General features: G+C 62.7%; 15 protein-coding genes. 7 read left to right on the top strand and 8 right to left on the bottom strand.

Going from position 1 to position 12,529, the window contains the following annotated elements; genetic code table 11:
• Positions 1 to 32: 32 nt before the first annotated feature.
• The 3 genes from NKI97_RS30015 to dapD are packed head-to-tail and all read right to left on the bottom strand — an operon-like array spanning position 33 to position 1,961.
• Complete coding sequence (locus tag NKI97_RS30015) at positions 33 to 677, bottom strand: hypothetical protein (protein WP_352452987.1); 645 nt, start codon at positions 675 to 677, stop codon at positions 33 to 35.
• Between the two features lie 21 nt (positions 678 to 698).
• Positions 699 to 1,076, bottom strand: a complete 378-nt coding sequence (locus NKI97_RS30010) for a DUF805 domain-containing protein (RefSeq protein ID WP_023677473.1) — start codon at positions 1,074 to 1,076, stop codon at positions 699 to 701.
• A gap of 30 nt (positions 1,077 to 1,106) precedes the next feature.
• Positions 1,107 to 1,961, bottom strand: coding sequence for a 2,3,4,5-tetrahydropyridine-2,6-dicarboxylate N-succinyltransferase (dapD, locus tag NKI97_RS30005; RefSeq protein ID WP_023677474.1), 855 nt, complete (start codon positions 1,959 to 1,961; stop codon positions 1,107 to 1,109).
• A 145-nt stretch (positions 1,962 to 2,106) separates the two neighbouring features.
• On the opposite strand from dapD, the gene NKI97_RS30000 reads away from it, so the two are divergent.
• On the top strand, positions 2,107 to 2,946 hold the full coding sequence (locus tag NKI97_RS30000) for an LOG family protein (protein ID WP_023718198.1): 840 nt from the start codon (positions 2,107 to 2,109) through the stop codon (positions 2,944 to 2,946).
• A 34-nt stretch (positions 2,947 to 2,980) separates the two neighbouring features.
• On the opposite strand, the gene NKI97_RS29995 is transcribed toward NKI97_RS30000, so the two are convergent.
• Positions 2,981 to 3,688, bottom strand: coding sequence for a pyrimidine 5'-nucleotidase (locus NKI97_RS29995; RefSeq protein ID WP_023677476.1), 708 nt, complete (start codon positions 3,686 to 3,688; stop codon positions 2,981 to 2,983).
• A 161-nt stretch (positions 3,689 to 3,849) separates the two neighbouring features.
• On the opposite strand from NKI97_RS29995, the gene NKI97_RS29990 reads away from it, so the two are divergent.
• Positions 3,850 to 4,611 (top strand): GGDEF domain-containing protein, encoded by a 762-nt coding sequence (locus tag NKI97_RS29990; RefSeq protein ID WP_352568520.1) that lies wholly within the window; start codon positions 3,850 to 3,852, stop codon positions 4,609 to 4,611.
• Between the two features lie 50 nt (positions 4,612 to 4,661).
• Here NKI97_RS29990 and NKI97_RS29985 read toward each other — a convergent pair whose 3' ends face one another.
• Complete coding sequence (locus NKI97_RS29985; RefSeq protein WP_352452988.1) at positions 4,662 to 4,829, bottom strand: hypothetical protein; 168 nt, start codon at positions 4,827 to 4,829, stop codon at positions 4,662 to 4,664.
• Positions 4,830 to 4,922: 93 nt separating this feature from the next.
• Between NKI97_RS29985 and NKI97_RS29980 the strand changes: the two genes are divergently transcribed.
• Positions 4,923 to 5,423 (top strand): MarR family winged helix-turn-helix transcriptional regulator, encoded by a 501-nt coding sequence (locus NKI97_RS29980; protein WP_352837996.1) that lies wholly within the window; start codon positions 4,923 to 4,925, stop codon positions 5,421 to 5,423.
• Here the strand turns inward: NKI97_RS29980 and phhA are convergent.
• Positions 5,418 to 6,251, bottom strand: a complete 834-nt coding sequence (phhA, locus tag NKI97_RS29975) for a phenylalanine 4-monooxygenase (protein ID WP_352452990.1) — start codon at positions 6,249 to 6,251, stop codon at positions 5,418 to 5,420. The genes NKI97_RS29980 and phhA overlap by 6 nt on opposite strands.
• A 140-nt stretch (positions 6,252 to 6,391) precedes the next feature.
• On the opposite strand from phhA, the gene NKI97_RS29970 reads away from it, so the two are divergent.
• The gene (locus NKI97_RS29970) at positions 6,392 to 6,868 is read left to right on the top strand and encodes an Lrp/AsnC family transcriptional regulator (protein ID WP_023677481.1); all 477 of its coding nucleotides are present in this window, start codon (positions 6,392 to 6,394) and stop codon (positions 6,866 to 6,868) included.
• A gap of 102 nt (positions 6,869 to 6,970) precedes the next feature.
• Positions 6,971 to 8,509 carry a magnesium-protoporphyrin IX monomethyl ester anaerobic oxidative cyclase gene (gene bchE, locus NKI97_RS29965; RefSeq protein WP_352452991.1) on the top strand — a complete coding sequence of 513 codons (1,539 nt, stop codon included), beginning with the start codon at positions 6,971 to 6,973 and terminating at the stop codon, positions 8,507 to 8,509.
• 19 nt (positions 8,510 to 8,528) lie between these two features.
• Here bchE and argB read toward each other — a convergent pair whose 3' ends face one another.
• The gene (gene argB / locus NKI97_RS29960) at positions 8,529 to 9,422 is read right to left on the bottom strand and encodes an acetylglutamate kinase (protein ID WP_023677482.1); all 894 of its coding nucleotides are present in this window, start codon (positions 9,420 to 9,422) and stop codon (positions 8,529 to 8,531) included.
• Positions 9,423 to 9,518: 96 nt separating this feature from the next.
• A complete protein-coding gene (locus NKI97_RS29955; protein WP_352837994.1) occupies positions 9,519 to 11,015 on the bottom strand; it encodes an amidase in 1,497 nt (498 codons plus the stop codon).
• 126 nt (positions 11,016 to 11,141) lie between these two features.
• Here NKI97_RS29955 and NKI97_RS29950 point away from each other — a divergent pair, with 126 nt between their 5' ends.
• Both NKI97_RS29950 and NKI97_RS29945 read left to right on the top strand, forming a co-directional pair.
• Positions 11,142 to 11,681 (top strand): sigma-70 family RNA polymerase sigma factor, encoded by a 540-nt coding sequence (locus tag NKI97_RS29950; protein WP_023677484.1) that lies wholly within the window; start codon positions 11,142 to 11,144, stop codon positions 11,679 to 11,681.
• Positions 11,678 to 12,382 (top strand): anti-sigma factor, encoded by a 705-nt coding sequence (locus tag NKI97_RS29945; RefSeq protein ID WP_352453016.1) that lies wholly within the window; start codon positions 11,678 to 11,680, stop codon positions 12,380 to 12,382. Before NKI97_RS29950 ends, NKI97_RS29945 begins: the two co-directional genes overlap by 4 nt.
• Positions 12,383 to 12,529 lie beyond the last annotated feature (147 nt).

Below are 12,529 nucleotides of genomic sequence, written 5' to 3'. Positions count from 1 at the left end.
TCGGAGCCGAACTCCGGGTATCCGTTCAGGCCTCAAGGGAAAGACGAGGGCGATCCGACTCTAGCTCGACCCGTCAAACGGTCAGATTGCGCGAACAGCGCGGCGATCTTGCCGGTGATCGACAGCATTTCGGAGCAGTAGTCGAGATAGCGGGCAAGGTCGGCGGCGTTGGTGATGCGGGCTGGCGAATGCGCAGTCGGCTTGAAACTGGCTGAAAGCGTTGCCGGATCCTTGGTCAGCTGGTGCATGTCGATGACGTGGATCAGCGAACGCAGCCCGTGGAGCTGGCGAAACACCCGCTTGCGCTTGATCCGCTCCTCGGAGCGAATCAGGGCCAGAAAGCCCAGCACCGCGAGGATGATCATGTTGAGGGAGGCTTCGATGCCTTGCATCGACTGGAAGGCATCGTGGTTTCCCGAGATGCGGCCGAGCGGCAGGATTGTGCCGACGAACAGGAACATCAGCGCTCCGACGACGAAGGCGGCGATGATGAGGCCGCGCAGCCACCAGATCGGCGCCTCCAGCGCCTTGGCTGCCTTTGCCAGATCGCGCGACAGCGACACGAGCTCGGCGGCGACGCCGCGCAAGCCGGCATCGGGAAAACGCTCGGCGACGCGCTCTTCCAGCCGTTCGGCGGTTTCGAGGATCAGTTTCGAATCAAGCGAGCGGTAGCGCATGACGAAATATCCGATCGGCGCTCAGGGTTCGGCCGGTGCGTTGGTGCGCTTGCCGTAGCGGTTGGGTCCCGGCTGCCCGGGAAATAGGCAAAGCACGAGGAAAGCGATAATCGAGACAACCGGCACGAACAGCACCAGCGCCGCAACACCCGGCTTGTCGAGGTCATGCAACCGCTTCACCGCCAGCACCACGTTCGACCAAAGCGAGGCAATGAAGGCGATGAAGAAAATGAACGACCACATGTTGCTCTCGGTAGTGCCTTCCGGAACCAGCGTGAAACGGTAGAGTGGGAGGGCCTGTATGATGGCCACCAGCAGTCCTCCCAGAAAATAGGCCGCGCGGCTGACGCGGCCCGAAGTTCTGAAGAAAAGCCAGATGAGGTCTGATCTGTCAGGCAAGCGAATTCCGTCCGTATTCGTGGGGAAAGATCAATCGCGCAGCAATTCGTTGATCGATGTCTTGGAACGGGTTCTGGCGTCGACCCGCTTGACGATGACGGCGCAGTAGAGGCTGGGGCCCGGCTCGTTGTTTGGAAAAGGCTTGCCCGGCAGCGAGCCGGCGACGACGACGGAATTAGGCGGCACCTCGCCGTAGAAGATCTCGCCGGTGGCGCGGTCGACGATCTTGGTCGACTGGCCGATGAAGACGCCCATGCCGAGCACCGAGCCTTCGCGAACGATGCACCCTTCGACCACTTCGGAACGGGCGCCGATGAAGCAATTGTCCTCGATGATGGTTGGACCCGCCTGCATCGGCTCCAGCACACCGCCGATGCCGACACCGCCCGACAGATGCACATTCTTCCCGATCTGGGCACAGGAGCCGACCGAAGCCCAGGTGTCGACCATGGTGCCGCTGTCGACATAGGCGCCGACATTGACGAAGGACGGCATCAGCACGGCGCCGGGCGCGACATAGGCGGAGCGGCGCACGATCGACGACGGCACGGCGCGGAAGCCCGCCTTCTCGAAATCGACGGCGCTCCAGCCGTCGAATTTCGAGGGCACCTTGTCCCACCATACCGCCTGACCGGGACCACCCTTTATGATCTCCATCGGGGTGAGCCGGAACGACAGCAGCACCGCCTTCTTCAGCCACTGGTTGACGTGCCATTTGCCGTCGGCCTGCCGCTCGGCGACGCGGGCGACGCCCCGGTCGAGCAGGTCGAGCGCCGATTGGATGGCCTCGCGCGTCTCGCCGCGGGTTGCGGTCGAAATCGTGTCGCGTTCCTCGAAGGCGTTCTCGATAATCTCCTCGAGGCTCGCGAGATCGGGCTTCGACATGAATTCGCTCCATTACCAAGCTGTTAAGGGCCGGCGCCTTAACCTGTTTGAAAGTCGCGCGGACCCTATGTGAAGGCTTGGGGAGGGTCAATCGCGGCAGCGTCACGGGACGGCGCAAGTGAATGATTGGACGGGTAAAGCAAATATGACTCCCATGGAAAAGGCGGGATGGACGCCGCTGCCGCATTCGGACGAGGATCTGGAGCGGTCGAAAAGCGTGCCGGACACGCCGCAAACGCGCGCGGAGACATATCGGCTGGCCTGGAACGACCCCGATTTCATGACGCGGCGCGAGTTGCGCGCGGTCAGGCTGCAACTCGAACTGCTGAAGCCGGAGATGATCCTGGCCGAGCGCGGCATTCAATCGACCGTCATCCTGTTCGGCGGCGCCCGCATTCCCGAGCCCGGCGGCGAAGCCTGGGCGGCCAAGAACGAGACGCAGAAGAAGAACCTCGAGCAAAACAGCAAATATTACGAGGAGGCGCGCAAATTCGCCCGCCTCTGCTCACAGCAGTCGGCCACCTCGTACTATCGCGAATTCGTCGTGGTGACCGGCGGCGGGCCGGGTGTCATGGAGGCCGGCAATCGTGGCGCCGACGATGTTGGCGCGCCTTCGATCGGTCTCAACATCGTGCTGCCACACGAGCAGGCGCCAAACGCCTACGTGACGCCGGAACTCTGCTTCAACTTCCACTATTTCGCGGTCCGCAAGATGCATTTCGTCATGCGTGCCAAGGCCGTTGCGGTATTTCCCGGCGGCTTCGGCACGATGGACGAGTTCTTCGAAACGCTGACCCTGATCCAGACCGGCCGCATGGAACGTGTGCCGGTCATTCTGTTCGGCAAGGCTTTCTGGGCAAGGGCGATCGACCTCGATTTCCTCGCCGAGCAAGGCACGATCACGCCCGGCGACCAGGATATCATCGATTTCGTCGACACCGCCGACGAGGCCTGGGGGATCGTCAGCCGCTTCTATAAACTTTGAAATGCAAGCAAGGACTTGAAGCGCGCCGGCTGCCTCAAGCAGGGACTTCCACGATCGCCGTGAGAAAGCCGGCGAGGTCGTCGGTGACGAAGTCCACATCGTCCTCGTTGGCCGGGTCGCGTTCCCAGATTTCCGAGAAGGTCGGCTCGAAATTGCGTGGCACCACCAGCACCGTGGTCATGCCCAGCGATTTCGGCACCGACAGGTTGCGGGCAAGATCTTCGAACATCACCGCATTTTGCCCGGTAACGGCGTGGAGTTCGGCAAATTTCTCATAGGATTGCCGCGCCGGCTTGGGGTTCAGTCCGGCTGCGACAATATCGAAAATATCGTCGAAATGCTCGAGAATGCCCAGCTGCCGCGCGGTGCGTTCGGCATGCCGGCGATCGCCATTGGTGAAGATGAATTTACGGCCGGGAAGCTGGCGAATGGCGGTGCCGAGGACGGGATCGGGCACCAGCCAGGAATAATCGATGTCGTGCACTTTCTCGAGAAAATCGTCGGGGTCGATGCCGTGGCGCGTCATCAATCCGTTCAGCGTCGTGCCGTATTCGCGGTAGAGCTCCTTTTGCAGCTTGCGTGCTTCCTCGCGCGGCAGCGTCAGCAATTCTCCGACGTAGGCGGTCATCTTCACATCGATCTGCGAGAACAGATTCGAATGATGCGGATAAAGCGTGTTGTCGAGATCGAACACCCAGTCGGTGACATGGGCAAAGCGGGCGGGGTCGGGAAGCGTGGTCATACGTCCTTATGGCACGAAACGATCTTTCTAACAGGAGGTTTATCCACAACCTATGCGCGCCCTGGGTGGTAAAAATGGCGCCATGATTAAAATCTTAAGCATCGCCGAAAGGTGACATTCAGCGCTTTGCTGGAACCAAGACGGACCAGTGGGAGCAAGCGATGAATCGCATATTTCTAAAGTCTGCCGCCATCGCTTTCGCCTCCGTCGCGGTCTCGCTTTTGCTGACGCTGATCGTCGTGCCGGCAATGGGGTTTCCGATCAACCGCACCATCTGGCTGACATCCACCGTGTGCCCGCTCGCGCTTGCCTGGAGCGTCGGCGCCTATACGTTCTGGCAGGGCGAAAGGTTGCAGACCGCGCATCGCGAGCTCGCCCGCGCCCATGCCCAACTCGCCGCCGCGCACAGGCGCTTGGCGGAAAAGGCGAGCCGCGACGACATGACCGGCATGCTCAACCGCGAAAGTTTCTTTGCCGCTCTCGACGGCTCCCGGCGCAAATCCGATCGCGGGGCATTGCTGATTGTCGATGCCGACCATTTCAAGACCATCAACGACAGCTACGGCCATCTGATCGGCGACGATGCCCTGCTCCTGATCGCAAATGCGATAGAGCGTGGCGTGCGCAGCGGCGACGTGCTTGGCCGCATCGGCGGCGAGGAATTCTGCGCCCTTCTGATTGGTGCCACCGAACACGAGGCCAGGCGCGTCGCCGAGCGCATCCGGCGTGAAGTCGAGCGTATCCGTTTCCGGCCCGTCGACGAACGAACGGTTCCGCTGACAGTCAGTATTGGCGGCATCACCTGCGGCAGAGACGCCGCAGTGTCGGAGCTAATGCGCGCCGCCGACCAGCGGCTCTACGAGGCCAAGCATCGCGGCCGCAATCTGTCGATCATCGACCGCGATATTTCCGAAGCCGCCTGAGCTCGGCCTTAAGCCTTCTGCTGCATTCAACCGCGCCGCTGCCCAGACTGTCAAAATCCGAAGATGGCGATGCGGAACAGCAGGGCGGCCGCCGCCAGCGCGACCTGAGCGATGCCAAGGCCAATGGGAGAGCCCCAGCCATACCACTCCATCGCCAGCTTGGCATATTTGAACTCCTCGGCCGGTGTGAGTAGGCCGCGCGTTGGGGTCTGATTCATGTTTCACTCCTTGCAGGCTGCGATAGGCCTTGCCTTGCGCCTGATGCAGCATATTACTATAATGGCCGTAATGTTAGGCAGATTGATAGTTAGATGGTCGAAATAAATTCGTCAAGCATGAATCGGGCCGACATGAAGACCGCCATCAGCCTTGCCATTATGGGCTGGCAGGACGCGACGCAGGCTTATGACGAGGCAGTGGGCGATAGGCTTGGGCTGAGTATGGCGGAACGCCATTGCCTGGCGCTGCTCTATGGCGGCCCGCGATCGGCTGGCGAGGTCGCTGCCGCAACAGGGTTGACGCCGGCCGCGGTCACCGCGCTGATCGACCGGCTGGAGACACGCGGCCTGCTGACACGAACGCGCAGCCTCGAGGACAGGCGCAAGGTGGTCATAGAGGCGACGGAACTCACGCGAGAACTATCGGCGCGCTATTATGGCGCGATCGCGCAGGAGGGGGAAAAGGTGATCGCCACATTCAGCGACACTGAACTCGCCACGATCCTGCGCTTCGTCACGGCGTCACTCGACCTTCAGCGCGACCAGCTGGCCCGGCTGAAGGCCGAGGCTTTGGAAACAGCCGACAGCCTATAGGCTCGCCGGGTCGAGCGCTGGCTCGCCTTTGCGGCGCGCCACGATCGCCGCAAGATCGGCGGTCTCGAAAGCATCACGCAGGGCGGCGAACGACGGCAGCACGAAATAGGCACGCTGGAACTTGTCGATCTCGTAGCCGGTGCGCATCACGGTTTCCAGGTCGAAGGGGACATGGTGCGCCTCACCGCCTTCGACCGCGAACTGAAGCTCCGTGAAGGATGACATAAGCCCGGCGCCGAAAGCCTTCAGCGGCTGGCCCGGCTCGCGTATCAGCCCGTATTCGACGGTGTACCAGTAAAGCCTGGTGATCATCTCGTCGCCGCCGAGCGCAATCACGCTGTCGGCCTTCTTGCCATACATCTGCATGAAATCGGCAAAGACCGGCTGCGTCAGGATCGGCACGTGACCGAAGAAATCGTGGAACATGTCGGGCTCGACAATGTAGTCGAGCTCCTTTTGGGTTCGCAGCCAGTTGGTGACTGGGAACCGGCGGTTGGCGAGGTGGTCGAAGAACGGCGCGGCGGGAATGAGCCCCGGCACGGCGACGATCTCCCAGCCGGTGAACTTGCGCAGCTTCTCGCTGACCGCACCGAAATCCGGGATCTTATCGAGAAGACCGAGTGCCGCGACGCCGTCGAGGTAGGAGTGGTGGGCGAGCTTCCTGGTCAGCTTCGTCTGGCGGTCGCACAGCGTACGCCACACCGCCTGTTCTTCGTCGCTATAATTGTAGCCTTGCGCCACGGTGAAATCGGCACGGCAGACCGAATAATCGCCGCGAAGGCCTCGCGCCGCGCATTCGCGGGCATAGTCGGCAACGTTCATTGTCATGGCTTGCTCTCCCTGGAAATCATGATCAGCGGATTGCCGGAAATTCTAGCGGGATGGCGCGAGGCAAATCAGCTTTGATGGTGGCTCAAATGCGGGGTTGGAGGTAAAAGACTCCACGATCGAGCTTTGGGAGAGTGAAAATGCCTCAGTTTGATGAATTCGAGATCAAGATGCTCGACATCCTGCAGCGCGACGGGCGCAAGCCGGTCTCCGAATTGGCGCAGGAGATTGGGCTGTCGACGACACCTTGCGCGCGGCGCTTCGAGGCCCTTCAGCAGGCGGGCATCATAAAGGGCTTTGCTGCGGTGCTCAGCCGCCGCGCCGTCGGGCTGATGGTCGAAGTGTTCATCCAGGTGCGCCTCGTAACCCACAGCGACGGCTCACCCGAAACCTTTATCGCCGCCGTGCAGCGCATGGACGAGGTGTCGTCGTGCTGGACGATGACTGGAGACTACGATTTCCTGCTGCATGTCATGGTGCCGTCGGTCGACGAGCTCAATGCCTTCGTCATGCACCGGCTGATGCGGCTCGAAGGCGTGCGCGACGTACACACACAGCTTGTGCTGCAGAACATCAAGGGGCCCGGCCATGTCCCGCTTGCACATCTCAGACGATAGGCATTTCTGCGGAAAAGCTGCACACAAACTGCTGAAGCGAGCCAATCTCCGGAACTAGATCGCCGACTACGACATGCGGACCGCCATTGCATAAGGCCCGCCATGAAAATCGTCCTGATCAACCCGCCGCATACCGCCATCGGCAGCCGTGTGCCGGACGACCATCTGCCGCCGCTCGGTTTGCTGGCACTGGGCGGTCCGCTGATCGACGCGGGACACGAGGTGCGGCTCGTCGATGCCGAATTCGGGCCGATGCCGCTTGCCACGCTGGTCCGGGACGCCTTGAGCGATCATCCCGACTGCATTCTGATCGGCCATTCCGGCTCGACCTCTGCGCATCCGACAGCCCTGCTGATCGCCGGCATGGTCAAGCACATCGATCCGGCGACAATCCTGATTTATGGCGGCGTGTTTCCGACCTATCACTGGCGCGACATACTGGCCGAAACGGATGCCTTCGACGTCATCGTTCGTGGCGAGGGCGAGGCGACCATCGTCGCGCTGGCCGAAGCGCTGGAGAAACGCAAGCCGCTCTCGGCTGTGGCGGGGATCGCTTTTGCTGACGATGTGCGCCGTCCTTTTGCCACCCGGCCGGCAAGGACGATCGCCAATTTCGACGATTACCGCATCGGCTGGGAACTGATCGACTTCAGTCGCTACAGCTATTGGGGCGGCAAGCGCGCAGTAGTCATGCAGTTCTCGCGAGGCTGTCCGCATCTGTGCAACTATTGCGGCCAGCGCGGCTTCTGGACGCGCTGGCGGCACCGCGACCCCGTGAAGTTCGCGCGGGAGATTGCCTGGCTATACCGCAAGCATGGCGTCGAGCTGATCAACCTTGCCGACGAGAACCCGACGTCGTCCAAAAAAGCCTGGCGCGCCTTTCTCGATGCGATGATCGCCGAGAATGTGCCGGTGCTGATCGTCGGCTCCACCCGCGCCGACGACATCGTCCGCGACGCCGACAGCCTGCATCTTTATCGCCAGGCCGGCGTCATCCGCTGGCTGCTTGGCATGGAAAATACCGACGAGCAGACGCTTGCATTGATCCGCAAGGGCGGCAGCACCTCATCCGACCGCGAGGCGATACGGCTGCTGCGCCTCAATGGCATCTTGTCGATGGCGACCTGGGTGGCCGGTTTCGAGGACGAAAGTTTGCGCGACCTCTGGCGCGGCTTCCGCCAGCTGATCGCTTATGACCCCGACCAGATCCAGGCGCTCTATGTAACGCCCCACCGCTGGACGCCGTTCTTCAGGATTGCCAGGGACCGCAAGGTGATCCAGCTGGACGCCCGCCTGTGGGACTACAAGCATCAGGTCCTGCAGATGACCCGCCTCAAGCCGTGGATGCTGTTCTTCGCCGTCAAGCTGATCGAACTGGCCGTGCAGTCGCGGCCCAAGGCGCTGGCGCGCATCCTGTTCCACAAGGATCCGGAGCAACGGCATTCGATGCGCTGGTACACCAAAATGGGCCGCCGCGTCTGGTTCCGCGAAGTCTGGGGCTTTCTGGTCCGCGACCGCCGCCTGAAAAATGGCCCGACGCTCGCCGAATTCTGGGGCGCGCCGCAAGACGAGGAAGAAGAATCGATGGTTGTCGAACGCCTGCCGCGTCAGTCCGTGACCGCTATTTCGCCAAACGCTTGAGCCCCTCAGACACCCGGCCTCACGGCACGATCAGCGTGCCGGCGCCGTGTTCGGTGAACAGCTCGAGCAGCACCGCATGCGGCGTCTTGCCGTTGAGGATGACGACGCCTGCGACGCCGCGCTCGATTGCCTCGATGCAGGTCTCGACTTTGGGGATCATACCGCCCGAGACAGTGCCGTCCTTGATCAGGGCCTTGGCCTCGGCCACGGTCAACTCGTCGATCAGCTTCTTGTCCTTGTCGAGCACGCCGGGCACGTCGGTAAGAAACAGCAGGCGCGTCGCCTGGCAGGCGCCGGCGATGGCGCCGGCAAAAGTGTCGGCGTTGATGTTGTAGGTATGGCCGTCGCGGCCGGGCGCCACCGGCGCCAGCACCGGGATCATTTCGGACCGCGCCAGGAGGTCGAGCAATGTGCGGTCGACCTCGACAGGCTCACCAACGAAGCCCAGGTCGAGCACCCGCTCGATGTTGGAATCCGGATCGATCATGGTCTTGCGCGCCTTTTCGGCAAACACCATGTTGCCGTCCTTGCCGCACAGGCCGATCGCCCACTCGCCCTCGGCATTGATCAGCGCGACGATCTCCTTGTTGATCGACCCGGCCAGCACCATCTCGACAATCTCGACGGTCTTCTGGTCGGTGACGCGCAAGCCGCCCTCGAATTTGGATTCGATGCCCATCTTGCTGAGCATGGCGCCGATCTGCGGCCCGCCGCCATGCACGACAATCGGGTTGACGCCGGATTGTTTCAAAAGTGCGATGTCGCGGGCGAAAGCCTTGCCGAGCGCGATGTCGCCCATCGCGTGGCCGCCATATTTCACCACGACCGTCTTGTTCTCGTAGCGCTGCATATAGGGCAGCGCCCTTGAAAGCAGCGCGGCCTGCATTTCGGCGGTGGCGGCGACATCCGTCATCGGCGTGGTTCCCAGCTTGGCATGAACGGCGGCGTCTTAGCGGGAATTGGACGAGGGGGCAAACGGCTTTGCTGTCACGATCGATCAAATCACCGCCTATGCCGGCCGCTGCAGCGGCGCCCGTCGGCCCAGCCAGCCCGAGATCCTTTCCATCTGCGCGGCGAACGACAAAAGCGTTTCCTCGTCGCCGGGGCGGCCGGCGGCCTGGACGCCGAGCGGCAGGCCGGCATCGGTGACGTAAACCGGAAGCGTGATCGACGGTTGCCCGCTGACGTTCTGGATCGCCGGCCAGTGGGTGAACCACAGGCTCTTGTCCATCAGCTGGCCGAATAGCGGCTTGAACTTCAGCAGACCGGCGAGGCGCAGTCTGTCCAGGACATTCTCGATGAATTCGTCGGCGCCTTTCGGGTCCATGGTGCCGCAGGCGAGCGGCGGGTGCGCGATGACTGGCATCAGCACTGCATCATAATGCGCGGTTTCGGCGATAAGCCGGCGCGAGGTTGCGTGCAGCCGCTGCAGGCCGGCATAGATTTCGCCGGCCGAGAGAATTTCACCGAACCGGCTCATCACGCGCGTGGCGCGTTCGATGTCGCCTGAGATGGAGCGGCCGACGCGCAAGGCCTCGCCACGCATCGTGCCGGCCACCGCCGCAGCGACGGTTCTGGCGAAATCGGCGATGAAATCGCGATCGATATAGGGCAGGTCGATCTCCTCGACGCTGTGTCCGCCTTCGCGCGCCAGCCCGATCGCCGCATCCAGAGCTTTCAACGTCTCTTCCGATATCGGCAGGCCGAGCGGCGATTTTCGATAGAAGGCGAGCTTGAGCTTGCCCGGATCGCGCCCGGCGGCCGCAGTGAAACTGCCGTTCGGCGAGGGTGCCGCGTAGGGCGACAGCGGGTCGGGCCCGTGGGTCAGGTCGAGCAGCAGGGCCGTATCGCGCACCGAGCGGGCCAACGCATGGTCGACGACGAAGCCGTACCAGCTTTCGGTGACGAGCGGCGTCAAGGGTACGCGGCCTCGCGAGGTTTTCAGCCCGATCAGCCCGGTGCAAGCGGCAGGCACCCTGATCGAGCCGCCGCCATCCGAGGCATGCGCCACCGGCACGACGCCGGCCGCGACCAGCGCAGCCGCACCGCCCGAGGAACCGCCGGTCGTATGCGCGGTGTCCCATGGGTTGCGGGTGATGCCGAAAGCCGCCGATTCGGTCACCAGCCTCAGCCCGTGTTCGGGTGCGGTGCTGGTGGCGATCGGAATCAGGCCGGCGGCCAGATAGCGTTCCGTCATCACCGAGCTGAAATCGGGGGTGAAGGCCGGGATGCGGCTGCCGCCATGCGTCGGCACGCCCTTCATGGCGACGCCGAGGTCCTTCAGCGCAAAGGGCACTCCGGCAAACGGCAGCTTGTGGTCGACGGTTTTCGCCCGCGCCCGCGCCGCCTCATAGAGCGGTTCGGCGATGGCGTTGATCTCCGGGTGGGTGGCCTCGGCCCGGGCGATCGCCGCATCGACGAGATCTTGCGGTGTGATCTCTCCCTTGTGCACGAGTGCGGCCTGGCCGGTTGCGTCATGCTCCCACAGAACCCGCTCGATCGACATGGTCGCCCTCCCGCTCATTGCAAGCTAGCGGGCTGCGATTTCATTGGCAATCGACGCTGGCGCTGCCGGTGCGCAAGACCATTTCAGTCGTTGCAAATACATTGCAATCGCCTAATTTGGCGGCGGATGACGCCGCAGGACATCAGCAACCTGATTGTCCGGACTTCGATGAAGGACCGGGCTGCGTTCGATCTGCTCTACCGGCAGACCAGCGCGAAACTTTTCGGCGTCTGCCTTCGTGTATTGAAGGATCGGGGAGATGCAGAAGAGGCGCTTCAAGAGGTCTTCGTCAAGATATGGACGAAGGCGGACCGTTTCGCCGTTTCGGATCTGAGCCCGATCTCCTGGCTGGTGGCCATTGCGCGCAATCATGCGATCGATCGGATCAGGGCGCGGCGAGAGCCTGCCGCCTATATCGATGCCGCGCTCGACGTGGCCGATCCGGCGCCGGGGCCGGAGGCCATGGCCGTGGCGGGCGGTGAGTCCGAACGCATCTACCATTGTCTCAAGGAATTGGAGAAGGACCGGGCGGCGGCCGTCCGGGGCGCCTATCTGGATGGCAAAAGCTATGCCGAACTGGCGGAGCGCTATGGCGTACCGCTGAACACGATGCGGACCTGGCTGCGGCGCAGCCTGTTGAAACTGAGAGAATGCCTGGAAAGATGACGCTGGCTGACGACAATGGACCGGAACGTGGGAGCGACGACCTGTTCGCCGCCGAATACGTTCTTGGCGTTCTGGCCGCCGATGAACGCGAGATCGCGTCGCGCCGCATCGATGCGGACGCCGCCTTCGCGCGCCTTGTCGATGCCTGGGAGGCGCATCTTTCGCCGATGGCCGCCGCCTATCCGGAGACAGAGCCTCCGATCAGGGTCAAGGAAGCATTGGACCGCCGGCTGTTCGCTGCAGAGCCGCGCGCCGGCCTGTGGTCGAGCCTTGGCTTCTGGCGCGGTCTTGCCGCCGCCGCCATTGCGGCGCTGGCGATCTACATCGCCGTGCCTTACTTCCGCCCGTCCACCGAACCGCCGCAGGCGCGGCTTGTCGCCTCGCTGGCGGCCGAAGGCAGCGACGTCAAATATCTCGTCGTCTACGATGCCGCCCGTCACGAGGTCGGTCTTTCCCACGTTTCCGGCGAGCGGGCCGCCGGCAAGGACTTCGAGCTGTGGATGATCGAAGGCAAGAAGGCGCCGGTGTCGATGGGCGTCATCCCGGCCGGTGCGACCGCGCATTTGCCCATCCCGCCCGCCGTCCAGGAGAAATTGGCGCAAGGCGCCGTGCTTGCGGTCAGCGTTGAGCCTGCCGGCGGTTCACCGACCGGCCAGCCGACTGGACCGGTGGTCGCAGCGGGCGATCTGAAGAGCATCTGACCGCTTCTCATCTCCGGAAGCAGACCTGAAATCTATCTCCCGTGATTTAAACGCCTGCAAAGCTTGTTAGCGGCTGTCGATCCGCGCCGGGCAAATTGCAGCGACAAATATTTTTTTTGCGGAGAGGGCGAAACTCCAGCATTTCTA

This window comes from Mesorhizobium sp. M0296 (assembly GCF_040321675.1).
In the GTDB taxonomy this organism is placed as follows: domain Bacteria; phylum Pseudomonadota; class Alphaproteobacteria; order Rhizobiales; family Rhizobiaceae; genus Mesorhizobium.
This window is presented reverse-complemented; position numbering and strand designations above follow the sequence as displayed.